Raw genomic sequence first — 21,951 nt, forward strand, 5'->3', positions numbered from 1 at the left:
GCGCAACGCTTTGCGATTGCACCCTGGAAGCTGGGCGAGACGGCTGGCGCGTCCGCTCTGCATGGGCTGGACCTGGCCGCACTGCGCACCCAGGCCGAGACTGCGAACGTGCGCCTCGCCGCCGTGCGGCCGGCCTGGGCTGCTTGGCTGGCCTCGCTGCCGGCCGCGACGCGCGCCGGCTCGGGCCGTGCGGTCTGGCATGAGGGCGATGTTTCGGTCGTCATCCAGCTCGACCGCGGCCATGTCACCGGCCTGCAGTCGCGCCGCGTACAGCAGATCGCCGATCTCGGTGGCGACGCGCCTCTCGCCGTCGGCACGCCCGCCGACGAACTCATTCCCCAGCCCGGCCCCGTCACGCCGCAGCCTGATTTCCTGCCGCGCAGTGGCCGCTCGCCCTTGGCCTGGCCGCTGGCCGCAACCGGCGCTCTGGTGCTGGCCACGGCCGCATGGAGTGCCGTCGACAGCCATCGCGGCCTCGACGTCGCCCAGGCCGCGCGCGACCGCGTCGCCACGCTGCGCCCGGCATCGGTACCCAAGCCCGCCGCGCGCGGCCGCGCCGAACCGGCCGAGAACCGCTCGGCCAATGAAGCCCGCGCCTTGCTGGCCATGCCCTGGGAGCCACTGCTGACCCGTGTCGAGACCGCGGGCGCTGAGGCCAAGACCATCGCTTGGCTGGGCATGGACGCCAACGCCGGCCGCGGCGAGTTGCGCCTGGAAGGCCTGACGCCCGACAAGTTATTGGCCCTGCAGCTGGCCGAGCAGCTTGGCACGACGCCGGGCTGGCGCCAGGTCGTGCTGTCGCGCTTCTCGGCCGCCGAGACGGGCCTGGTTGGCCAGCGCTTCGAGATCAATGCCCGCGTGGCGACCGGAGGCGGTTCGTGAAGCGGCCCGCCTTCATCAAGGCTCCGGTCAAGGCGCTCGGCTGGCCCGGCCTGGCCGGCCTGGCGGCATTGGTCCTTGCCGTGGTCGCCGTCGTGCTCAGCCAGCGTTGGGACRCTCAGGCCGTCAAGTTGCAGACCGAGGCCCGCGAGCTGCGTGCCAAGGCCCGTCCCGCCGTGGCGGCAGCGTCCGCGCCGGTCAGCGTGCAGCAATGGCAGGCCACGCTGCCACCATCGAGCAGCCGCCAGCAGCGCCTTGCCGACCTGCTGGAACTGAGCATCCGCCTGGACCTGAACGGCGCRCGCACCGAGCACCGGCTGTCCACGTCCGAGGGCCTGGAGCGGCTGCGCGTGACCATGCCGGTCACCGGCAGCTACGGCCAGGTGCGGCGCTTCATTGCCGCGGCACTCGAACATGATCCGGCGCTGAGCCTGGACTCGGTCAAGCTGCGCCGTGTCAGCCCGATGGCGGCCGATGTCGATGCCGAACTGCAGTGGTCGCTGCACGGAAGGGCTGCGCCATGAAGCCGACGTCGCCCCGTCAACTTGCCCTCGGCGGCGCGCTCGTCGCGACGCTGGCCGCGACGGCCTGGGTGGCGACGCGCCCCGATGACGAGGCCGTGACGCCGGTCGCAGCGCCAGCCCGTCGCCCGGTTGCCACCGCTTCGCCAACCTCTGCCGCGCCTGCGCCGGTGGACGGCGCCCGCCAACCCTGGGCCGAGGCCCCCGCGTCCCAACTGGCTGCCTGGCAACCCCCGCCGCCACCGCCGCCTCCACCGGCGCCAGCCCCGGTCGCTGCTGCACCACCGCCGCCCCCAGTCGCGCCGCCGGCGCCCTACCAGATGATCGGCCGCGTCATTGAAGGCGAGGGCGCCAAGGCGGTCGAGGTTGCCTTGCTGACCGGCCCAAACAAGGCGCTGAGTGCCAAGCGCGGCGACGTCATCGACGGCCAGTGGCGCGTCGAGCAGGTCTCCGACAGCGGCGTGCGCCTGACCTGGCTGCCAGGCCAGCTTCCCCAGAACATCGTCTTCAGGCCCATCCCATGAAGCAGCTCTTCCTTCTCTTCCCGGGAAAACGCCGGGCCGCCCCAAGTTTTCTCGCTCCCCTCGGGGGGCGGACGACGTTCCACGTCGTCCTTGGGGCATTTGTGACTGTGCTGCTCGTGGCCTGCGCCAATCCGGCGTTGCGCCAGGCCGAAGACCTCGGCCGCAGCAACCAGTGGCCGGCCGCCCTGCGTGTGCTGGACGATGCCCGTGCCAAGGACCCGAACGACCCGCAATTGCGCGCCGCCCAGGTGCGCGCCCGCGAACAGGCCACGGCCCGCCTCATCCTGCAGATCGAAGCCCTGCGCGGCGCCGGGCGTTGGGACGAGGCTTCGGCCTTGCTGAGCCAGTTGGCTCTGGCCGACGCCAAGCACCCGCGCCTGGTCGCCTTGACCACCGAGGTGGAGCGCAGCCGCCGCCAGGATGCCCAGCTGGCCACCGGCCGCGCGGCGCTGAAGGAGGGCCGCCTTGAGCGCGCTGAAGGCGTGGCCCGCGAGATCCTGGCCGAGTCGCCCCAGCATCCCGGCGCCCGCCTGCTGGCCAGCCAGGTCGCCCAGGCGCGGCCGCTGGAAGCGGCGGTCGGCGAGCTGGGCCCGGCCTTCCAGAAGCCCGTCACGCTGGAGTTCCGCGAGGCGCCGCTGCGCCAGGTCTTCGAGGCGCTGTCCCGCTCCAGCGGCGTCAACTTCGTCTTCGACAAGGACGTGCGCGCCGATGCCCGCGTGACCGTGTTCCTGCGCAACGTGACGATGGACGAGGCCATGCGCGTCATCCTCGGCACCCAGCAACTRGACCGCAAGCTGCTCAACGAAACCTCGGTGCTGATCTTTCCCAACACGGCCGCCAAGCAGCGCGAGCACCAGGAGCTGATCACCCGCACCCTCTACCTGACCAACGCCGACGTGAAGCAGGTGCAGGCCATGGTGCGCACGATTGCCAAGGTGCGCGACATCCACATCGACGAGCGCCTGAACCTGCTCATCGTGCGCGACACGCCCGAGGTGCTGAGACTGGTGGAAAAGCTCATCGCCTCGGTCGACCTGCCCGAGCCCGAAGTGATGCTCGAGGTTGAGGTCATGGAACTGGCTACCGACCAGGTCGACTCGCTGGGCCTGCAGTGGCCGGAGGAATTGCAGGTGGGCATCAGCGACGCGACGGGTGCGATCCCGTCGCGCGTCTTCATCGGCGGCAAGAACCCCATCAACTTCCGCGCCAGCATCGCCAACCCTACTGTGATCGCCACGCTGCGCGGCACGGCGGGCAACTCCAACATCCTGGCCAACCCCAAGATCCGCGTGCGCAACCATGACAAGGCCAAGGTTCACATCGGCCAGAAGCTGCCGGTGTTCACGACGACGACCAACTTCACCGGCTCCACCTCCGTCGCGGCCTCGGTCAGCTACCTGGACGTCGGCTTGAAGCTTGACGTCGAGCCCACCATCCAGCTCGACAACGACGTCGTCATCAAGATCGGCCTGGAAGTCAGCAACCTGATCCGCCAGGTCACCGGCCCCGGCGGCACGACGGCCTACGAAATCGGCACCCGCAACACCTCCACCGTGCTGCGCCTGGCTGACGGTGAGACGCAGGTGCTGGCCGGCCTCATCAACGACGAGGACCGCAAGAGCGGCACCGGCATCCCGGGCCTGTCGCGCATCCCCGTGCTGGGCCGCCTGTTCGGCACCCAGACCGACACGCGCAACAAGACCGAGGTGGTGTTGCTGATCACGCCGCGCGTGGTACGCAACCTGGCCGTGCCCGATGCGTCCCTCACACGCCTGGCCAGCGGCACCGATGCCAGCCCCGGCGCCTTCAGCAGCCTGCTGCGGCGCGATGCCCGGGTCGGTGTGGCGCCCAGCAGTGGCGGCGCCGCCGCGCCGGCCGCGCAAGCGCAGCCCAGCGCGGCCCCTGCCGAGGCCCTGCTGAAGCTGGACGTGACGCCGCAGATCCCGGCCGGCGGTACCGTCTCGGTCGCGCTGAAGAACGACAGCGGCCTGCAGATCAAGGGCGAGCTGGAATACGACGCGGCCAAGCTCACACCGGCCCAGCCCCTGCAGGGCGTCACGCCCGGGCGCTATCCCGTCGAGCTGGCGCCACGCGGTGAACGCGTCGTCGCCTTCCGCGCCCTGCCGCCGGCGGCCGGCCAGGTGCTCAACATCGGCGTCAGCTCGCTGTCGGCCAGCGGACTGAATGGCGAATCGGCATCGGTGCGACTTGAAGGCTCGGGCCTGCTGACCGTCGAGGCGGTAAGGTGAAACTGCCCCTCGCCCTGCTTCGCGCCGCTGAACGCGGGCGAATCCGGTCGGTCCCCCGAGGGGACGGCGATGCTTGCCGGCTTGACCGGCCAGCATCGCCAGAACGGGCCGGCTTGGGAGCGGCCCGGCGCTCGGCCCGCGGGCGTCACGCGGGTTTTGTTCGTGGCTTTACGCTGATCGAGATGCTGGTCGTGCTGGCCATGCTGGGCGTGCTCGCGTCTGCCGCGCGGCCCTTGCTCGAGATGTCGGTGCAGCGCAGCCGCGAGCACGAGCTGCGCCAGTCGCTGCGCACGTTGCGCGAGGCGCTTGACGCCTACAAGCGCGCCACCGAGACCGGCAGCATCGTGCAAAGCCCCGAGGACAGCGGCTACCCACAGAAGCTGCAGCTGCTGGTCGACGGCGTGGCCGATGCCAAGTCGCCCAACGGCCGCAAGATCTATTTCCTGCGCCGCCTGCCGCGCGACCCCTTCGCGCCTGCAGAGCTGAGCGCGGCCGAGACCTGGGGCCTGCGCGCTTACGACAGCCCGCCCGACGACCCGCGTGCGGGCAAGGACGTGTTCGACGTCTATTCGCGCTCGGAGCGCAAGGCGCTGGATGGTTCGCGGCTGAAGGACTGGTGATGGCCAGGCAACGCGGCTTCACCCTCATCGAACTGATCGTCGTCATGGCCATCGTGGCACTGCTGGCGTCCATTGCCGCGCCGCGCTACTTCACATCGCTGCACAAGAGCAAGGAGACGGCCCTGCTGCAGTCGTTGACGACGATGCGCGATGCCATCGACCAGTACGCCGCCGACAAGGGCCGGTATCCCGAGTCGCTGCAGGAGCTGGCCGCGGCGCGCTATATCCGCGGCATTCCCGAGGACCCGCTGACCGCCAGCCGCGAGACCTGGATCGAGCTGCCGCCACCGACTGAGATGCAGGCCAGCGGCCGGGTCTGGGATGTGCGCAGCGGCGCCGCCGGGCGCTCGGCGGACGGCAGGCTCTATGCGGACTGGTAGCAGCCGCACGCGGGGCTATTCCTACCTCGCGGTGCTCTTCCTCGTCGCGTTGACCGCGGCGGGCCTGGCAGCCCTGGGCCAGGCCTGGAGCACGGCGGCCCAGCGCGAGCGCGAGCGGGAGCTGCTGTTCCGCGGCGGCGAGATCGCGCGCGCCATCGTGGCCTATGCGGCGGCCACGCCCAACCCGCCGCAGCAATACCCGCGCAGCCTGGACGACCTGCTCATCGACAACCGCGTACCGAAGCCGCGGCGCCATCTGCGCCGCGCCTATGAGGACCCCTTCACCGGCAAGGCGGACTGGGAGCTGGTGGCCGAACCCGGCCAGCCCGGCGCGTTCAGTGCCGTGCGCAGCCGCTCTGAGCATGCGTTGCTGCGCGAGGTTGGCCCGGACGGCTTGCCGGTCCGGATTGCGCGCGACCTGCTCTTCTCGCCACGCACCGTGGCCAACCTGCAACTGCCCGCCGACCCCGCTTCGGCTGCCTCAGCGGCCAGTGGCGCGTCAAGGTGATTTGTCCTATGAAATTTCATACGGGTTAGTCAAGTCTGCTGACTCGGTGAATACCCGTTCCCCCCTTGCTTGGATGCCGGGCAACTGGGGATGGCCGTGAAATCCTGCTCGCACAGAATCGGCCGCCTAAATGGACGCTTTGTCCATTGGCAGGACATCAACACGGCCCACGCCGTCGACGATGCCGCGGTGCCTTCGGCGCTGCCCCGCCTGCTCGGTAGATTCAACTGATCAAAGAAAGTGGGTAGTTAAATGAAGAAGGTATTGACCTTGGTCGCGCTGGCCGCGGCCGCATTCACGGCGTCGATGGGCGCCCAGGCGGGCGTGCTGCGCTCGACCATCGATTTCGAGACGCCGATCGACGGCTCGCCCTTCCTGTCGTACCCGGGTTTGCCGCTGCTGGGCAATGGCGACGAGTTCTATCAGCCGGGTATCGCCGGCCACACGATGTTCTTCGACCCGTTCTCCAACAGCGCCCTTGCGCAGCCGGCAGATCTCGTTGGCGTGATGGCCGCAGGTGCGGATTGCTTTGGTGCGCAGTGCCCCGTGAACAACGCCAGCACCTACATCGGCCTGCTGGATGACGCCGTGCTGCTGTTCGGCGCCAACGACGGCTTCCGCTTCTCAATCAAGAGCTTCAAGGCAAGCTTCATCGGCAATGGCGACCCCATCGCCGCGACCCCCGGCTTCGTACGCCTGCAAGGTGTGCGCAATGGCGTGTCGACCACCGCCACCTTCGCGCTGACCGGCCTGGACGCGGCGGGCAACCTGAACTTCGGAACCTACAGCACCGGCGCCTTCGGCAACACCGAGTGGGACTATGTCTACGCCTTCGGCTTCGCCTGCCCCACGCCGGGCACCACCGGCAGCTGCACGGCCTTTGGCACCGACCGAGCCCAGTTCGCGCTGGATGACGTCGTCATCGAGCACGTGCCCGAGCCCGCCAGCCTCGCTCTGCTGAGCGTCGCCGGCCTTGCCGCCTTCCGGGCCAGCCGCCGTCGCGCTGTCTGATCCGCCGTTTGCATCGAAAGGACTCTTTGATGAAGATGAAACTCAAGCCCGCCGCACTGGCGACGCTGGTTCTGCTCTCAGGTTTGGCCACAAGCTCCTTTGCGCAGGATCGCAAGACCTACATCGTCCAGCTCAAGGACGAACCCGCTGCCTCCTACCAGGGCACGGTGTCAGGCCTGGCCGCCACCCAACCGGCAGCCGGTGAAACCTTCAAGTACGGCAGCGCTGCCGTGCAGGCCTACATCAGCTATCTGAGCCAGCAGCAAAGCAATGTGATCTCCTTGGTCGGCAATGCGCCCGTCCTGGCGACCTACAAGACCGTGTTCAACGGTTTTGCCGCCAGCCTGACGGATGACGAAGCCCGCTCGCTGAGCACCAACAGCCAGGTCGTCGGCCTGTGGCAGGACGAAGCCCGCAAGCTCGACACCATCTCCACCAGCAAGTTCCTGGGCCTGACCGCCCCGGGCGGCCTGTGGTCGCAGACCGCCGGCGGCTCTGCCATCAAGGGCGAGAACCTGGTGATCGGCGTCGTCGACCTGGGCATCTGGCCCGAGAACCCCGCCTTCTTCGACCGTGTCGATGCCAACGGCGTGCCGAGCAACAACCCGGCCGACACCCTGGTCTATGGCCCCAAGCCCGCCACCTATACCGGTGGCTGCGTGGCTGGCGAGGGCATCGACCCCGCCAAGCATTGCAACAACAAGCTGATCGGCATCCAGCATTTCAACGCGGGCTTCATCGCCTCCGGCCGGACCCCGCACTGGACGTCGTTCGCCTCGGGCCGCGATGACCTGGGCGGTGCGACCGGCCACGGTGGCCACGGTGACCACACCGCCTCCACGGCGGCGGGCAACTCCAATGTCACGKCCATCGTCAACGGCATCGCCCTGGGTCAGGCCTCCGGCATGGCGCCGCGCGCTCGCGTCGCGGCCTACAAGGTCTGCTACACCTATGTGGACGTGGCCGCCACCGACGGCACCGGCAGCACCAACAGCTGCTTCACCACCGACTCCGTGGCCGCCATCGACAAGGCCGTGGCGGATGGCGTCAACGTCATCAACTTCTCGATCAGCGGCTCGCAGACCTCGGTCAACGACCCCGTCGAGCAAGCCTTCTACCGCGCCTCGATCGCCGGCGTCTTCGTCGCTGCTTCGGCAGGCAACAGCGGCCCCGGCCAGGCTGTCGCCCACATCAGCCCGTGGCTGACGACGGTGGCCGCATCCACGCATGACCGCGCCTTCAACGGCGACGCCACGCTGGGCAATGCCGCCAAGTACACCGGCGCCTCGCTGAACAGCCTGGCAGAAGTGAACAACCAGCTCATCATCCGCGCCGAGGATGCGGGCGTTGCCGGTGCCAGTGCCAACCTGAACCTGTGCTTCAGCAACCCGCTCGAACTGGACCCCGCCAAGGTGGCCGGCAAGATCGTGGTCTGCACGCGCGGCACCAATGCCCGTGTCGACAAGAGCCTGGCCGTGCTGAACGCCGGTGGCGTCGGCATGATCATGCAGGACAACGGCGCTGGCCTGGTGGCCGAGGCCCATTCGGTGCCGACCGTGCACGTCACGACCGCCGACGGCGCTGCGATCAAGACCTATGCCCAGACGGCCGGCGCGACCGCCAGCATCAGCAAGTTCTACATCGGCACCGCCCCGGCGCCGATCATGGCCAACTTCTCGTCGCGTGGCCCGAACGCCGGTGACAGCAACGTCCTCAAGCCCGATGTGACGGCACCGGGCGTGGACGTCATCGCCCAGGTCACCCCGGCCCTGAGCCAGGGTGACCGCGACGCCGTCGCCGCCGGCACGCTGGTACCCGGACCGGCATGGGCGTCCTACCAGGGCACGTCCATGTCCAGCCCGCACGTGGCTGGCCTGGCCTTGCTTCTCAAGCAGGCTCACCCGACCTGGGGCCCCGGCGCCATCAAGTCGGCGCTGATGACCACGGCCTACTCAACGCTCAACGACGGTCTGGCCGGCCTGTCCAACGGCCTGCTGCCCTGGTCGCAAGGCTCGGGCCACGTGCAGGCAAATAGCGCCACCGACCCCGGCCTGGTCTACAACTCGGGCAAGAACGACTGGGTCAAGTACCAGTGCAAGGTGAACAAGGCTGCGGTGGTGCCGGCCAGCGACTGCACGAACATCGGCACGCTCTCCGAGACGTCCGACCTGAACCTGGCGACGATGACGGCCGGTACCGTCATCGGCTCCGTCACCTTCCCGCGCACGGTTACCAATGTGGGTAGCAGCAGTGCCACCTACAACGCCACCGCCAGCGTGCCGGGCTTCACGACCGTCGTGACGCCGTCCTCGCTGACCCTGGCCCCGGGCGCTTCGGCCGCCTTCACGGTCAAGCTGACCACGACGACCGCCACCGAAGGTGTTTGGAACTATGGCCAGCTGGTGTGGAACGACGGCACGCACACCGTGCGTTCGCCCATCCAGGCCAAGGTGGGCAAGGCGATCTCGGCCCCGGCCGAGTTCACCGGCACCACGGTTTCCGGCACCAAGCTGTTCACGGTCCGCACCGGCTTCGCTGGCCGCATGGGCTCGTCGGCAGGCGGTATGAAGGAAGTGACGCTGTCCGCGCCGGCCACCCTGGCTCRGAAGGCCACCAGCAGCGCCCAGCTCAAGGCCGTCTGCCAGGCCGGTGCCGACACCGCCAACGTCAAGGTCTACAGCTTCAGCGTTCCGGCCAACACCCTGGTGGCGCGCTTCGGTCTGCGCGATGTTGATGTCGGTGCCGCCGGCGACGACAACGACATGATGCTGCTCTACCCGAACAACACCACCTCGGCGTACTCGGGCAATGACGGTTCCAACGAGACGGTGCAGGTGCTCGCACCTGCCGCAGGCACCTACAAGGTCTGCGTGGTGGCTTACGGCGGCAGTGCTGCCATGACCCACACCCTGTCGAGCTGGATCGTCAAGGCCGGTGACGGCGCTGGTCTGAGGATGGCCATGCCTTCGCAGGTCTATGCCGGCAGCACGGCCACCGTCGGCCTGACCTGGTCTGGCCTGGCCACGGGCAAGCGCTATGTCGGCGCCTTCCAGCTGCTGGATGCAGGTGGTGTGGCCCAGACGACGACCGTGGTGCGTGTGTCGACCGACGGCGTTGTGCCGGTGCTCAACGAGCCCAACACCGTGGCGGCCAAGCTGGCCGACGGCGTCGCTCAGTAAGCAGCAGGCTTTACAGCCACTCCCAAAGCCGCAGGCCGCAAGGCCGGCGGCTTTTTTCTATGTGGGCGCGACTTTCAGCGTGCGCTGGCGGGCGTGGCGAGCTGGCAGCGCCCGGCCACGCAAGCCGCACCGGGGTCGGCCACCATCRCGCAGTTGGAGAGCATGCCGCTGGCCTCAATCTCGCGCTTGTGGGCCTGGGCCTGACGAGTGGCGATTTCGGCGAGACGTTGAGCGTCCGTGCTTTCGCTGGACCAGGCCAGATAGCCGGCCGGACCTCCGCAGGCCTTGGCGCCGACGGCGATGGTGCGGCACTGCGCGTCTGCCTTGCAGGCCGCAGGGCCGATCAACGCGCGCAGCTCGCGGCCGAGCCGGACGGACTCGGTTTCGGCCGCGGCTGAAGCGGCCGGCGTGGTCGGGGCTGGGGGCGGCGTCTGGGCGCAGCTGGCGAGGGCGGCCCAGGCGAGCAGGGGGGCGAGCAATCGGTGGGGTTTCATGCCCCCATGGTGGGCTCCGCGTCGGCGCTTGGCAACAACTAGGATTCGGCCATGCGAGCCTTGTTGCCTCTGTTGCTGGGCCTGACTGCCCTGGCGCCCGCCGTGGCCCAGCAGAGCTGCCAGCCCGACGCCGCTGCAGTCCAGGCCGTGCTGAACGCCTTGCGCGCCCAGCCCCAGGCCTGCGGCGAGCGCCTCTGGCCCGCCGTGGCAGCCCTGCGCGCCAGCCCCGTGCTGGCGGAATCAGCCCGCCGCTACGCCGAGGAACTGGCCGCCCGCGACCGCATCGACCATGTCGGCGCCGCAGGCACGTCGCTGCGCACGCGGCTGCGCGAGGCAGGCTATCTGATGCGCTCGGCCGGCGAGAACCTGGCTGGCGGGCCGGAAACCCTGGACGAGGCCATGGCGCAATGGCTGGCCAGCCCGGCGCATTGCGAGAACCTGATGGCGGTTGACTTCCAGGAGTTCGGCCTGGCCTGCGTGACAGGGCCGGGGCGGCTGCAGCGCTACTGGGTGCTGCATCTCGCAGCACCCGCCACGCGACCTAAATCCAGCCCAGATCGATAGCGCGCAGCACCGCCTGTGTGCGGTCCCTCACGCCCATCTTGGAGAAGATGGCCGAGCAGTGGTTCTTGATGACGCCTTCGCTGTTACCCAGCAGGCCGGCGATCTCCGTGTTGCTGCGGCCGCTGGCCACCAGGCGCAGCACCTGCAGCTCCTTCGGTGAAAGCGGATCGGGATGATCGGCCGCGGTGAAGGCGCGCTCGCCACCCTTGGCTTCCATGCGTGTGGTGAGAGACGGCCGCAGCGCGGTGCCGCCCGCGTGCACGTCGCGCAGGGCCTGGGCCAGCGTCTCGGGGCTGATGGCCTTGAGCAGGAAGCCGCGGGCGCCGGCGCGCACGGCTTCGTCGAAGGCGGCCGTGTCGTCGAAGGTGGTCAGCAGGACGGTCGGCAGCCGCAGGGCCCGCGCGGCCAGCGCGCGGATCAGGCCGATGCCGTCCAGGCGCGGCATGCGCATGTCGGACAGGATGACATCGGGCATGTCGTCGGCGGGGGCGGCGGACAGCCATTCGAGCGCTTCGGCGCCGTCGCTGGCCTCGCCGACGACCTTGAGCTCGTCGTGCAGCGCGAGCAACCCCTTGAGGCCTTCACGCACCAGTTGCTGGTCCTCGACCAGCAGGATCTTGATCACACCCATCGTGGACATCTCAACTCGATTCGAAATCCCGGGCTGGTGCGCGTCACGCACATCTGCCCACCCAGCTCGGTCATGCGCTCGGCCATGCCCGAGAGGCCATTGCCAAAGCCCTCGGCACGGCCCTCGTGCCAGTTCGGCGCGCCTCGCCCATCATCGTCGATGCTGACGGTGACCTCATCCCGTCCTTCCCCTAGCCCGCGCAGCTCCACCTGCACGCGACGCGCACCGGCGTGGCGCACGCTGTTGGTCACGCCTTCCTGTACGCAGCGCAGCAGCGCGTGGGCTGCCCGCGGACCGAGATCGCGGGCGGCGTCGTCCAGCGTCAGCTCGATGCGCATGCTGGCAATGCCCTCGGCCAGGGCCTGCAGCGCGGCGGACAGGTCGATGCGCTGCGAGCTGCGCTGCTGCGACACGGCCTCGCGCACGTCCGCCAGCAACTGCGCGGCCACGCCCTCGGCGCGCCCCATCGCCTGGCCCGCGCCCGAGGTGTCTTCGCGCGCCAGCAGGGCGCCACCGAGCTGCRACTGCAGGTTGAGTGCCGTCAGGTGGTGGCCCATCAGGTCGTGCAGCTCGCGGGCGATCTGCATGCGCTCGTTGTAGCGCATTTGTTCGGCCAGCAGGTGCTCGCCCGACATCTGCTCTGCCAGCACGGCCTGCAACCAACGGCGCTTCTCGCCCTCGGCCGCGGCCATGCGCCCGAGACCAAAGGCCAGGCCGTGCAGGGCCAGCATGGCGAACAGCATGCCGAACTGGTCCAGCCAGGCCGTCGTCGATGCGTACACGTAGATGCCGGTGTTCAGCACCACCTGAGCGGTCGCAAAACCCAGCGCCAGCCGCGCCGGCAGCACGACGGCGCCCAGCGCCGTGACGAGGAAGGGCAGGCCCGGCGTCACGCCGAAGGCCAGCAGGTCGACAAGCAGCAGCCAAGCCAGGCGATGGTTCACCGGCAGCGCCGTCTGGCCCTGGCGTGCGAGCCGGAAGATCAGGGCGACGAAGGCCACCAGCAGCAGCACGCAGATGACGACGAGGCTGCGGTCGTTGACATCACCACCGAGCTGGCGCCAGAGCCAGGCGACCAGGCCGTCATAGGGCTCGGTGCGCGCGCCCAGCAGCGCCGAGCCGGCGCTGACCAGCTCCATCGCGCAGACCACCAGCGCCGCCAGGCGCAGCACGACGCCCGGCTCGGCCAGGCGGGCGAGCAGGCGGTCGAACTTCGTCATTCCGGGAGGGCGGCCGAGATGACGCCGCCGCCCAGGCACACGTCGCCGTCGTAAACCACGGCGCTCTGCCCGGGCGTGACGGCCCATTGCGGGTCGGGGAAGCGCAGCGTCAGGTGGCCGCTCGCGTCGAAGCCCACGCTGCAGGGTGCATCGGCCTGGCGATAACGCGTCTTGGCCGCCGCTTCGCCGGTGGACGGCGCGCGCCCTGCGACCCAGCTCAGGTCATCAGCGACCAGGGCCGGGCTTTGCAGCAGCGGGTGGCCGTGGCCTTGCACGACGATGAGCGTGTTGCTGGGAATGTCCTTGGCCGCCACGAACCAGGGCTCGTGCTCGCCACCGCCGCGCGGCGTCCCTTTTTCCTTCACGCCGCCAATGCCCAGGCCCTGGCGCTGGCCCAGCGTGTAGAAGCTCAGGCCGACGTGTTCGCCGAGCTTGCGGCCCCGCTCGTCCTTGATGGGCCCCGGCTGGTGCGACAGGTATTTGTTCAGGAACTCGCGGAAGGGCCGCTCGCCGATGAAGCAGATGCCGGTCGAGTCCTTCTTCTTCGCATTGGGCAACGCGATCTCGGCGGCAATGCGCCGCACCTCGGTCTTGGGCAGGTCGCCGACCGGGAACATCGTCTTGCTGAGCTGCGCCTGCGACAGGCGGTGCAGGAAATAGCTCTGGTCCTTCAGCGGATCCAGGCCCTTGAGGAGCTGGAACTCGCCATCCACTTCTCGAACGCGGGCGTAATGCCCGGTCGCGATCTTTTCGGCACCAAGCCGCATCGCGTGGTCCAGAAACGCCTTGAACTTGATCTCGGCATTGCACAGTACATCCGGGTTGGGCGTGCGGCCGGCCTGGTACTCGCGCAGGAAGCTCTCGAAAACGCGGTCCTTGTACTCGGCGGCGAAGTTGACGTGCTCGATCTCGATGCCCAGCACGTCGGCCACCGAAGCGGCGTCCAGGAAGTCCTGGCGTGTCGAGCAGTACTCGTCATCGTCATCGTCTTCCCAGTTCTTCATGAAGATGCCGATGACCTCATGGCCTTGCTGTTTCAGCAGGTGGGCGGTCACGGCCGAGTCCACGCCGCCGGACAGGCCGACCACCACTCGATGTTTAGCTCGGTGTTTCTTTTCTGCGGAACTCATGGGGCGATTGTCCCAAAGGCTCCTTCAGCCTTGGGCAAACAGGCTTTCAGCGCGCTGGTAGAGCACCCAGCTTGTGGCGATGTACTTGTCCCCGCCCTTGGGCCGGTTGCCACGATGGGTGTGCGTGAAGCCGCCCGGCGCGATCAGCAGGCTGCCGGTGCGCGGCACGATCTTGCGGCCCTGGTAGAGGAATTCCGTCTCGCCCTCGGCGAAGTCGTCGTTCAGGTAGATCGTCCACAGCACCGCGCGGTGCAGCGCCTCGCCCTGGTCAAGCCTGGGGTATTGCTCGCAGTGCCAGTAGGGGTAGCCGCCCTGGTCGGCCTGGTAGCGCTGCAGATTGATGGCGCCGGGGCGGAAGACCTTGGCGATCAGGCCCATCAGCAGCTCGTCGTTCAGCGCAGCGGCGCCGTCGGCATCCAGCGGGGCCTGGCTGCCATCGGGCCGTTGCATCTGCAGCTTCAACGGTGCCAGCGCCAGATGGGCATAGCGGCGCAGATAGTGCTTGAAGCCCTGGATGACGGCGTCGTTGAGCTGGGCGCAGGCATCGGCCCACTCGGGGTGGCGGCTGATGGCGATGTCCCAGCTGTCCTTCATGCTGACATCGACGCCGCTGCCGGTCTCGCCCCGCTGGACGCGGGTGCTGGCCTTGAAGCGCTCGACGAGCGCGCGGCAGGCGTCGGGACTGAGCGCCTGGTCGTAGAGCTCGATGAAGTCAGGGGTCGTCATGGCGCGGGATTCTCAGCCCTTCAGCAGCGGCGCTTGCAGCGACACATGATTGAACACCGTCTCCAGCGGCAGCCGCCGCCCGGCCGCGTGGTCGCGCACGCACTGCAGCACCAGCGGGCTGCGGTGCCGGTCCTCGCAGGCGGCCAGCTCGGCCTCGCTCATCCACAGCGTGCGGCGTATGCCCTCGTCCAGCGCGCGCCCGGCGATCTCCTCGCCGACCGAGCCGCTGAAGGCCAGCCGCACATAGGTGACATCCTCTAATCGCGCCGGCCGCACGAATCGGGCCATGTAGACGCCCAGAAATGACTCGGGCACGAAGGCGCGCATCGTTTCCTCCAGCGCCTCGCGCACGACGGCCTCGATGGCGCTTTCGCCCAGCTCCAGATGGCCTGCCGGGTTGTTCAGCATCAAACCCTCGGGCGTCTCTTCCTCAACCAGCAGATAGCGCCCGGCGCGGGCAATCACCGCGGCGACAGTGACGCTGGGACGAAACCGGTCTGTGGCAGTCATGAAACCTCCAATCGAAATCCCGCACTGGGGTGGCGCAAGCATTGTGTAAGCTGCCGCGACCCCGTTCCCCGGAGGAGAACCCATGCAGATCGGCGTACCGCGCGAACGCGCGGCCGGAGAGACCCGTGTGGCCGTCACGCCAGAGACGGCCAAGAAGCTGAAGGCCGCCGGCCACACACTGCGCATCGAATCAGGCGCTGGCGTCGCGGCCAGCGTCACAGATGCAGCCTACGAAGCCGTGGGCTGCGAGATCGTCGACCAGGCCGCGGCCCTTGGCAGCGAACTGGTGCTGAAGGTGCGCGCTCCCGGCGCCGACGAACTGCCGCTGATGAAACCCGGCACGGCCCTGGTCGGCATGCTCAACCCCTTCGACCGCGACGGCCTCACGGCCATGGCCGGTGCGGGCCTGACCAGCTTTGCGCTGGAAGCCGCGCCGCGCACGACGCGGGCGCAGAGCATGGACGTGCTCTCGTCCCAGGCCAACATCGCCGGCTACAAGGCCGTCATGATCGCGGCGGACCGCTACCAGCGCTTCTTCCCGATGCTGATGACGGCGGCCGGCACCGTGAAGGCGGCGCGCGTCGTCATCCTCGGTGTCGGCGTCGCCGGGCTGCAGGCGATCGCGACGGCCAAGCGGCTGGGCGCCGTCATCGAGGCCAGCGACGTGCGGCCCTCGGTGAAGGAGCAGGTCGAGTCCCTCGGCGGCAAATTCATCGACGTGCCCTACGAGACGGCCGAGGAGAAGGAAGCGGCGGAGGGTGTGGGCGGCTACGCACGGCCCATGCCGCAGAGCTGGCTGGACCGGCAGAAGGCCGAGGTCGCCAAGCGCGTGGCAGCGGCCGACATCGTCGTCACGACGGCGTTGATCCCCGGCCGCGCGGCACCCGTGCTGGTCACCGAGGACATGGTCAAGGCCATGAAGCCCGGCTCGGTCATCGTTGACATCGCCGCACCCGCGGGCGGCAACTGCCCGCTGACGGAAGCTGGCAAGACGGTCACCAAGTACGGCGTCGTCATCGTCGGCGAGACCAATCTGCCGGCCCTTGTGGCGGCCGACGCGTCGGCGCTGTACGCGCGCAACGTGCTGGACTTCCTGAAGCTCGTCATCACCAAGGAGGGCAGCTTCAACGTGCCTTTGGATGACGACATCGTCGCGGCCYGCCGCGTCACGCAAGACGGCCAAGTCACGAGGGCATGACCATGGAAATCGTTGACCACACCATCATCAACCTGATCATCTTCGTGCTGGCCATCTACGTGGGCTACCACGTCGTCTGGACGGTGACGCCCGCGCTGCACACGCCGCTGATGGCCGTCACCAACGCGATCTCGGCCATCGTCATCGTCGGCGCCATGATGGCCGCGGCGCTGACCGAGACGCCGTTTGCCAAGGGCATGGGCGTGCTGGCCGTGGCGCTGGCCGCGGTCAACATCTTTGGCGGCTTCCTCGTCACGCGCAGGATGCTGGAGATGTTCAAGAAGAAGGAAAAGAAGACCAACGTGGAGGCCAAGCAATGAGCCTCAATCTCGTCACGTTGCTCTACCTGATCGCCAGCGTCTGCTTCATCCAGGCGCTCAAGGGCCTGTCGCACCCGACGACGTCCATCCGCGGCAATCTCTTCGGCATGGTCGGCATGGCCATCGCCGTGCTCACTACGGCGGCCCTCATCGTCAAGCTGGCCGGCTCGGGTCTGGGCCTGGCGTGGGTGCTGCTGGGCCTGGTCGTCGGCGGCGGCTACGGTGCCTGGCGGGCCAAGACGGTCGAGATGACCAAGATGCCCGAGCTGGTCGCCTTCTTCCACAGCATGATCGGCCTGGCTGCCGTGGCCATCGCGGTGGCCGCCGTCGCCGAGCCCGCGGCCTTCGGCATCACGCCGGCCATGGATGCGGCCCTGGCCGCCATACCGCCGGAAGATGGCATCGCCCCGCGCACGCTGGCGCCCATCCCGGGCGGCAACCGCATCGAACTGGCCCTGGGGGCCTTCATCGGCGCCATCACCTTCACGGGCTCCGTCATCGCCTGGGGCAAGCTGTCGGGCGGCAGCAAGTTCCGCCTCTTCCAGGGTGCGCCGGTCACGTTCAAGGGCCAACATGCGTTGAACGCGGTGCTGGGCCTGGCGTCGGCCTTTTTCGTGTTCGGCTTCTGGCATTCGCAGTCGCCCATCGACTTCGGGCTGATCGTGGCTCTCGGCTTCCTGCTGGGCGTGCTGCTGATCATCCCGATCGGCGGCGCCGACATGCCGGTCGTCGTGTCCATGCTGAACAGCTATTCCGGCTGGGCGGCGGCGGGCATCGGCTTCAGCCTGAACAACGCGATGCTGATCATTGCCGGTTCACTGGTGGGCAGCTCGGGCGCGATCCTGAGCTACATCATGTGCAAGGCGATGAACCGATCGTTCTTCAACGTCATCCTGGGCGGCTTCGGCGGCGAGGCCGGCACGGCCGCGGTGGGTGACGGCAAGGCCCGCCCGGTCAAGAGCGGCAGCGCCGACGACGCGGCCTTCGTGCTCGGCAACGCCGAGAGCGTCGTCATCGTCCCGGGCTACGGCCTGGCCGTGGCGCGCGCCCAGCATGCGGTGAAGGAGCTGGCCGCCAAGCTCACCGAGAAGGGCATCACCGTCAAGTACGCCATCCACCCGGTGGCGGGCCGCATGCCGGGCCATATGAACGTGCTGCTGGCCGAGGCGGAGGTGCCCTACGACCAGGTCTTCGAAATGGAAGACATCAACGGCGAGTTCGGCCAGGTCGACGTGGCCATCATCCTGGGCGCCAACGACGTCGTGAACCCCGCCGCCCATGTGAAGGGCAGCGCCATCTACGGCATGCCCATCCTCGAGGCCTACAAGGCCAAGACCATCATCGTCAACAAGCGCTCAATGGCGGCGGGCTATGCGGGCCTGGACAACGAACTTTTCTACATGGACAAGACCATGATGGTCTTCGGCGACGCGAAGAAGGTGGTCGAGGACATGCTGAAGGCGGTGGAGTAGCCGGACCTTTGATAAGACGGCCGCAGAAGGCTGCTTATTAAACAATCTGGCCGATATATTAAACATGATGTCCAATCCGGCCCGCTTGTTCAAAGTTCTGGAGCTGATGCATGGCCGACCAACCCCTGCGCGCCGGCCGCTGGATGCAGCAGCCCACGGGCTATCGGGCCTTTATCCCGGCGCCCTTGCCGCCTGACCCGCCGCTGCAGATCGACGGATCGCTGCAGACCCTGCTGTCGCAGGCTGATCGCGACTTGGGCCGGCTCGACGCGCTCGCCACGCTGCTGCCCAATCCTGACCTCTTCGTCGCGATGTATGTGCGGCATGAGGCGGTGCTTTCGTCTCAGATCGAGGGCACCCAGAGCACGCTCGAAGACGTGCTGGCCTTCGAGACCGACGCGATGGAAGCCGACACGCCCAAGGACGTCGAAGAGGTCGTCAACTACGTCCGCGCCATGAACCATGGCCTGGGGCGACTGGCCGAACTGCCGCTGTCTCTGCGACTGCTGCGTGAAATCCACGCCGAGCTGATGCAAGGCGTGCGCGGCGGCGACAAGTCGCCCGGCGAATTCCGCACCAGCCAGAACTGGATCGGCGGCTCTGGCAGCAGCCTGCGCACCGCCGCCTTCATCCCACCGCCGCCGCACGAGGTGATGCCGGCGTTGGGCCAGTTGGAGCGCTTCATGCACGAGAGCCGCGCCGATTTGCCCCTGCTGGTGCGTTGCGCCCTGCTGCATGCCCAGTTCGAAACCATCCACCCTTTTCTGGACGGCAACGGCCGTGTCGGCCGCCTGCTCATCACGCTGCTGCTGTGCGCCGAGGGGGCGCTGGCGCGGCCTCTGCTCTATCTGTCCCTCTTCCTGAAAACCCACCGCGCGGAGTATTACGACCGCCTCACAGCCATCCGCAGCCAGGGGCATTGGGAGCCTTGGGTTGCATTCTTCCTGCGTGGCGTGAGCCAGACGGCACGCGCAGCCACGCAGACCGCCCGCGACATCATGCAAATGCGCGACGCCCATCGCAGCACCGTGGCGAGCAATGCCCGCGCGTTGGCCTTGCTGGACCGCCTGCTCGTGCAGCCCAGCGTGTCGGCACCGCGCGCCGCGCAGTGGCTGCAATGCAGCTTCCCGACCGCCCTCAAGTTGCTTACCGACTTCGAGTCGCGCGGCTGGCTGCGCGAAGTCACCGGGTATGGGCGCAACCGCCAATGGCGCTACCAGCCCTATCTGGACCTCTTCCACCGCGAAGCGGTTGACGCCTCTCTGGCTGAGGCCGCCGCTCCGCAGGTAACCGGTAGCGCTTTCCAGGCGCCACCGTCTGCCTGATCAATCAGTCATCAACGCGTTTCCCCCTAGAGGGCGCTATCGAATCCCCTGAGCCGTCCGCTGTCAGCTATCGGTCAGAATCGCCGCAACAAAGAAGGAGACAAGGCATGGAGCCGATCTGGCTGAAGCAATACCCGGCCGCCGTGCCGCGCGACGTCAATGTGTCGCTCTATCCCAGCCTGGTTGACCTGCTGGACACCTCGTTCAAGAAGAATGCCGCCCAGCCCGCCTATCTGATGATGGGCAAGAGCCTGAGCTTCGCGCAGGTGGACGAGGCCTCGCGCGCGCTGGCCGCCTATCTGCAGAGCCTGGGCCTGGAGAAGGGCGACCGCGTCGCGCTGATGATGCCCAACCTGTTCCAGTACCCGGTGGCAGTGGCTGCCGTGCTGCGGGCGGGTTATGTGGTCGTCAACGTCAACCCGCTGTACACGCCGCGCGAGCTGGAGCACCAGCTCAAGGACTCGGGCGCCAAGGCCATCGTCATCATCGAGAACTTCGCCTCGGTGCTGCAGCAGGTCATCAAGAACGTGCCGACCAAGCACGTCATCCTGGCGGCCATGGGCGACATGCTGGGCTTTGCCAAGGGCATGATCGTCAACTACGTCGTGCGCAAGGTGAAGAAGATGGTGCCGGCCTTCGACCTGCCCGGTGCCGTGCGCTTCAACGACGCCGTCGCCAAGGGCCGCAGCCTGACCTACAAGGCGCCCAAGCTGGGCGCGGACGACATCGCCGTGCTGCAGTACACCGGCGGCACCACCGGCGTGTCCAAGGGCGCCGTGCTGCTGCACCGCAACCTGGTCGCCAACATCCTGCAAAGCGAAGCCTGGTACCAGCCAGCGCTGAAGAAGGTCCCCAAGGGCGAGCAGGTTGTCACCATCTGCGCGTTGCCGATTTATCACATCTTCGGTTTCAACACGAACATGATGCTGTCCATGCACATGGGCGGCGCCAACGTGTTGATCCCGAATCCGCGTGACTTGCCGGCCGTGTTCAAGGAGCTGTCCCAACACCGCTTCCACAGCTTCCCGGCCGTCAACACCCTCTTCATGGCCATGGCCAACCACCCCGAGTTCAGCACGGTGGACTGGAGCCGTCTCGTCATCTCGGTGGGCGGCGGCATGGCCGTGCAGCAGGCCACGGCCAAGCTGTGGCTGGAGAAGACCGGCTGCCCCATCGTCGAGGGCTATGGCCTGTCCGAAACCTCGCCGTCGGCGACCTGCAACCCGACCGACAGCACGGCCTACAGCGGCACCATCGGCCTGCCAATGCCGCTGACCGAGCTGCAACTGCTGGACGACGACGGCAACGAAGTGCCGATGGGCCAGCCCGGCGAGATCGCCATCCGCGGCCCGCAGGTCATGGCCGGCTACTGGCAGCGCCCGGATGAAACCGCCAAGGTCATGACGGCCGACGGCTATTTCCGCACCGGCGACATCGGCACCGTCGATGAACGGGGTTATTTCAAGATCGTGGACCGCAAGAAGGACATGATCCTGGTCAGCGGCTTCAATGTGTATCCGAACGAGGTGGAGGACGTCATCACGCAGATGCCCGGCGTGCTTGAATGCGCCGCTGTCGGTGTGCCGGACGCCAAGGCCGGCGAGGCGGTGAAGGTCGTCATCGTGAAGAAAGACCCGAATGTCACCGAAGCTGACGTTCGTGCGTATTGCGAAGCCAACCTGACCGGCTACAAACGCCCGAAGATTGTTGAGTTCCGCACCGAACTGCCCAAGACGCCCGTGGGCAAGATCCTGCGCAGGGAATTGCGGGACAAGAGCTGATGCTTTCCCATGGCTTGCGAGCGGTGACGCCGATCGTGGGCGAGGCCCGATAACGTGCTCGACCTGTTGTATTCCAAAACCGATGCCGGCCGCGCCGAGATCCGCGCGCGGACTTTGCCGCTGTCTCGCACCGCGCGCAACCTGCTGCTCGTACTGGACGCGAGCAAAGCGGCCAGTGATTGGCTGCGCCTCGTCGCTGGCGCGAGCGAGGCTGACCTCGAGATGCTGAGCCAGCATGGGCTGATTGCATCCCAGAGTGCAGGCGGCCAGCCGCGCGCTGCCGCCCCGACACCAGCGGCGCCGGTGGCGGCCAGCCCCGCACCCGCTGCATCTGCGGCCGCCCCTGCGCCCTCGATGCCGGCCGGCGGCTCGCCGCTGCTCGACCGCGCGGCCCTGTACACCTATCTGAGCGGTGAGGCGACCAAGCTGCTCGGCCCCTTCAAGGGCTATGCCTTCGCGCTCGAGGTCGAGCGTGCCGACAGCCTGTCTGCGCTGCAAGCCCTCGCCCTGCAGCTCGTCGAGCGCGTGCAGAAAGCCAAGGGCGAGGCCGCCGCGGCGGCCGTGCGCGACGCCCTCGGCCTGCGCTGATACTGGCGGGCTCGTCACGCCCCGCCATCCGCCTTGCCCCGCTTCTTCGTCGATACCCCGCTTGCCGTGACCGACGGCGACATCGCCCTGCCTCCCGGTGCCGCCCGCCATGTGCAGGTGC

The 21,951-nt window shown here is 68.1% G+C and carries 22 protein-coding genes; 16 read left to right on the top strand and 6 right to left on the bottom strand.

Features of this window, described 5'->3' with window-relative positions:
- From ACXJKR_RS05235 to ACXJKR_RS05275, 9 genes are all read left to right on the top strand, one after another.
- Window positions 1-882: hypothetical protein (locus tag ACXJKR_RS05235; RefSeq protein ID WP_457321315.1), on the top strand; the 882-nt coding region annotated here is incomplete at its 5' end.
- Complete coding sequence (locus ACXJKR_RS05240; protein ID WP_457321316.1) at window positions 879-1,403, top strand: hypothetical protein; 525 nt, start codon at window positions 879-881, stop codon at window positions 1,401-1,403. The genes ACXJKR_RS05235 and ACXJKR_RS05240, both read left to right, overlap by 4 nt.
- A complete protein-coding gene (locus ACXJKR_RS05245; RefSeq protein WP_056200554.1) occupies window positions 1,400-1,924 on the top strand; it encodes a hypothetical protein in 525 nt (174 codons plus the stop codon). Before ACXJKR_RS05240 ends, ACXJKR_RS05245 begins: the two co-directional genes overlap by 4 nt.
- Before the next feature lie 101 nt (window positions 1,925-2,025).
- Window positions 2,026-4,173 carry a secretin N-terminal domain-containing protein gene (locus ACXJKR_RS05250; RefSeq protein WP_457321318.1) on the top strand — a complete coding sequence of 716 codons (2,148 nt, stop codon included), beginning with the start codon at window positions 2,026-2,028 and terminating at the stop codon, window positions 4,171-4,173.
- A gap of 113 nt (window positions 4,174-4,286) precedes the next feature.
- On the top strand, window positions 4,287-4,793 hold the full coding sequence (locus ACXJKR_RS05255) for a type II secretion system protein (RefSeq protein WP_457321320.1): 507 nt from the start codon (window positions 4,287-4,289) through the stop codon (window positions 4,791-4,793).
- Entirely contained in the window at window positions 4,793-5,173 is a 381-nt protein-coding gene (locus ACXJKR_RS05260; protein WP_056200547.1) for a type II secretion system protein, read from the top strand. Before ACXJKR_RS05255 ends, ACXJKR_RS05260 begins: the two co-directional genes overlap by 1 nt.
- Window positions 5,160-5,681: a type II secretion system protein gene (locus ACXJKR_RS05265; RefSeq protein WP_457321322.1), complete on the top strand. Its 522-nt coding sequence runs from the start codon at window positions 5,160-5,162 to the stop codon at window positions 5,679-5,681. The genes ACXJKR_RS05260 and ACXJKR_RS05265 overlap by 14 nt, the downstream gene beginning before the upstream one ends.
- 252 nt (window positions 5,682-5,933) lie before the next feature.
- Window positions 5,934-6,692, top strand: coding sequence for an NF038120 family PEP-CTERM protein (locus tag ACXJKR_RS05270; protein ID WP_056200540.1), 759 nt, complete (start codon window positions 5,934-5,936; stop codon window positions 6,690-6,692).
- 29 nt (window positions 6,693-6,721) lie between these two features.
- Window positions 6,722-9,871 carry a S8 family serine peptidase gene (locus ACXJKR_RS05275; protein ID WP_457321324.1) on the top strand — a complete coding sequence of 1,050 codons (3,150 nt, stop codon included), beginning with the start codon at window positions 6,722-6,724 and terminating at the stop codon, window positions 9,869-9,871.
- A gap of 74 nt (window positions 9,872-9,945) precedes the next feature.
- Here the strand turns inward: ACXJKR_RS05275 and ACXJKR_RS05280 are convergent, their stop codons facing one another.
- Window positions 9,946-10,365, bottom strand: a complete 420-nt coding sequence (locus ACXJKR_RS05280) for a hypothetical protein (protein ID WP_457321326.1) — start codon at window positions 10,363-10,365, stop codon at window positions 9,946-9,948.
- A gap of 51 nt (window positions 10,366-10,416) precedes the next feature.
- On the opposite strand from ACXJKR_RS05280, the gene ACXJKR_RS05285 reads away from it, so the two are divergent.
- Complete coding sequence (locus ACXJKR_RS05285; RefSeq protein WP_457321327.1) at window positions 10,417-10,929, top strand: CAP domain-containing protein; 513 nt, start codon at window positions 10,417-10,419, stop codon at window positions 10,927-10,929.
- On the opposite strand, the gene ACXJKR_RS05290 is transcribed toward ACXJKR_RS05285, so the two are convergent.
- Genes ACXJKR_RS05290 through ACXJKR_RS05310 form a run of 5 tightly spaced genes read right to left on the bottom strand, consistent with a single transcriptional unit; the run spans window position 10,907 to window position 15,146 of the window.
- Window positions 10,907-11,560 (bottom strand): response regulator transcription factor, encoded by a 654-nt coding sequence (locus tag ACXJKR_RS05290; protein WP_235537956.1) that lies wholly within the window; start codon window positions 11,558-11,560, stop codon window positions 10,907-10,909. The two genes, ACXJKR_RS05285 and ACXJKR_RS05290, sit on opposite strands and share 23 nt — an antisense overlap.
- Window positions 11,551-12,780 (bottom strand): sensor histidine kinase, encoded by a 1,230-nt coding sequence (locus tag ACXJKR_RS05295; RefSeq protein ID WP_457321330.1) that lies wholly within the window; start codon window positions 12,778-12,780, stop codon window positions 11,551-11,553. The genes ACXJKR_RS05290 and ACXJKR_RS05295 overlap by 10 nt, the downstream gene beginning before the upstream one ends.
- Window positions 12,777-13,910, bottom strand: a complete 1,134-nt coding sequence (gene mnmA / locus ACXJKR_RS05300; RefSeq protein ID WP_457321332.1) for a tRNA 2-thiouridine(34) synthase MnmA — start codon at window positions 13,908-13,910, stop codon at window positions 12,777-12,779. The genes ACXJKR_RS05295 and mnmA overlap by 4 nt, the downstream gene beginning before the upstream one ends.
- A gap of 24 nt (window positions 13,911-13,934) precedes the next feature.
- Window positions 13,935-14,636, bottom strand: a complete 702-nt coding sequence (locus ACXJKR_RS05305; protein WP_457321334.1) for a 2OG-Fe(II) oxygenase — start codon at window positions 14,634-14,636, stop codon at window positions 13,935-13,937.
- A 12-nt stretch (window positions 14,637-14,648) separates the two neighbouring features.
- A complete protein-coding gene (locus tag ACXJKR_RS05310; RefSeq protein WP_056200515.1) occupies window positions 14,649-15,146 on the bottom strand; it encodes an NUDIX domain-containing protein in 498 nt (165 codons plus the stop codon).
- Between the two features lie 82 nt (window positions 15,147-15,228).
- Between ACXJKR_RS05310 and ACXJKR_RS05315 the strand changes: the two genes are divergently transcribed.
- The 6 genes from ACXJKR_RS05315 to ACXJKR_RS05340 all read left to right on the top strand — a co-directional run bounded on the left by ACXJKR_RS05315 (window position 15,229) and on the right by ACXJKR_RS05340 (window position 21,830).
- Window positions 15,229-16,344, top strand: coding sequence for a Re/Si-specific NAD(P)(+) transhydrogenase subunit alpha (locus ACXJKR_RS05315; RefSeq protein ID WP_457321336.1), 1,116 nt, complete (start codon window positions 15,229-15,231; stop codon window positions 16,342-16,344).
- Window positions 16,345-16,346: 2 nt separating this feature from the next.
- On the top strand, window positions 16,347-16,664 hold the full coding sequence (locus ACXJKR_RS05320) for an NAD(P) transhydrogenase subunit alpha (protein WP_056200508.1): 318 nt from the start codon (window positions 16,347-16,349) through the stop codon (window positions 16,662-16,664).
- Window positions 16,661-18,136: an NAD(P)(+) transhydrogenase (Re/Si-specific) subunit beta gene (locus ACXJKR_RS05325; RefSeq protein ID WP_457321338.1), complete on the top strand. Its 1,476-nt coding sequence runs from the start codon at window positions 16,661-16,663 to the stop codon at window positions 18,134-18,136. Before ACXJKR_RS05320 ends, ACXJKR_RS05325 begins: the two co-directional genes overlap by 4 nt.
- A gap of 110 nt (window positions 18,137-18,246) precedes the next feature.
- A complete protein-coding gene (locus ACXJKR_RS05330) occupies window positions 18,247-19,461 on the top strand; it encodes a Fic family protein (protein ID WP_457321340.1) in 1,215 nt (404 codons plus the stop codon).
- A gap of 107 nt (window positions 19,462-19,568) precedes the next feature.
- The gene (locus ACXJKR_RS05335; RefSeq protein WP_457321342.1) at window positions 19,569-21,242 is read left to right on the top strand and encodes a long-chain-fatty-acid--CoA ligase; all 1,674 of its coding nucleotides are present in this window, start codon (window positions 19,569-19,571) and stop codon (window positions 21,240-21,242) included.
- Window positions 21,243-21,296: 54 nt separating this feature from the next.
- Window positions 21,297-21,830: a hypothetical protein gene (locus ACXJKR_RS05340; protein WP_457321344.1), complete on the top strand. Its 534-nt coding sequence runs from the start codon at window positions 21,297-21,299 to the stop codon at window positions 21,828-21,830.
- Window positions 21,831-21,951 lie beyond the last annotated feature (121 nt).

The sequence above is a fragment of the Roseateles sp. P5_E11 genome, assembly GCF_054049355.1.

What these genes read in the sequence shown, in the direction of transcription:
- ACXJKR_RS05305 (WP_457321334.1), bottom strand. Translation starts at nt 14,636, where the DNA reads ATGACGACCCCTGACTTCATCGAGCTCTACGACCAGGCGCTCAGTCCC.
- ACXJKR_RS05290 (WP_235537956.1), bottom strand. Translation starts at nt 11,560, where the DNA reads ATGGGTGTGATCAAGATCCTGCTGGTCGAGGACCAGCAACTGGTGCGT.
- ACXJKR_RS05245 (WP_056200554.1), top strand. Translation starts at nt 1,400, where the DNA reads ATGAAGCCGACGTCGCCCCGTCAACTTGCCCTCGGCGGCGCGCTCGTC.
- ACXJKR_RS05285 (WP_457321327.1), top strand. Translation starts at nt 10,417, where the DNA reads ATGCGAGCCTTGTTGCCTCTGTTGCTGGGCCTGACTGCCCTGGCGCCC.
- ACXJKR_RS05310 (WP_056200515.1), bottom strand. Translation starts at nt 15,146, where the DNA reads ATGACTGCCACAGACCGGTTTCGTCCCAGCGTCACTGTCGCCGCGGTG.
- ACXJKR_RS05260 (WP_056200547.1), top strand. Translation starts at nt 4,793, where the DNA reads ATGGCCAGGCAACGCGGCTTCACCCTCATCGAACTGATCGTCGTCATG.
- mnmA (WP_457321332.1), bottom strand. Translation starts at nt 13,910, where the DNA reads ATGAGTTCCGCAGAAAAGAAACACCGAGCTAAACATCGAGTGGTGGTC.
- ACXJKR_RS05265 (WP_457321322.1), top strand. Translation starts at nt 5,160, where the DNA reads ATGCGGACTGGTAGCAGCCGCACGCGGGGCTATTCCTACCTCGCGGTG.
- ACXJKR_RS05270 (WP_056200540.1), top strand. Translation starts at nt 5,934, where the DNA reads ATGAAGAAGGTATTGACCTTGGTCGCGCTGGCCGCGGCCGCATTCACG.
- ACXJKR_RS05325 (WP_457321338.1), top strand. Translation starts at nt 16,661, where the DNA reads ATGAGCCTCAATCTCGTCACGTTGCTCTACCTGATCGCCAGCGTCTGC.
- ACXJKR_RS05335 (WP_457321342.1), top strand. Translation starts at nt 19,569, where the DNA reads ATGGAGCCGATCTGGCTGAAGCAATACCCGGCCGCCGTGCCGCGCGAC.
- ACXJKR_RS05330 (WP_457321340.1), top strand. Translation starts at nt 18,247, where the DNA reads ATGGCCGACCAACCCCTGCGCGCCGGCCGCTGGATGCAGCAGCCCACG.
- ACXJKR_RS05320 (WP_056200508.1), top strand. Translation starts at nt 16,347, where the DNA reads ATGGAAATCGTTGACCACACCATCATCAACCTGATCATCTTCGTGCTG.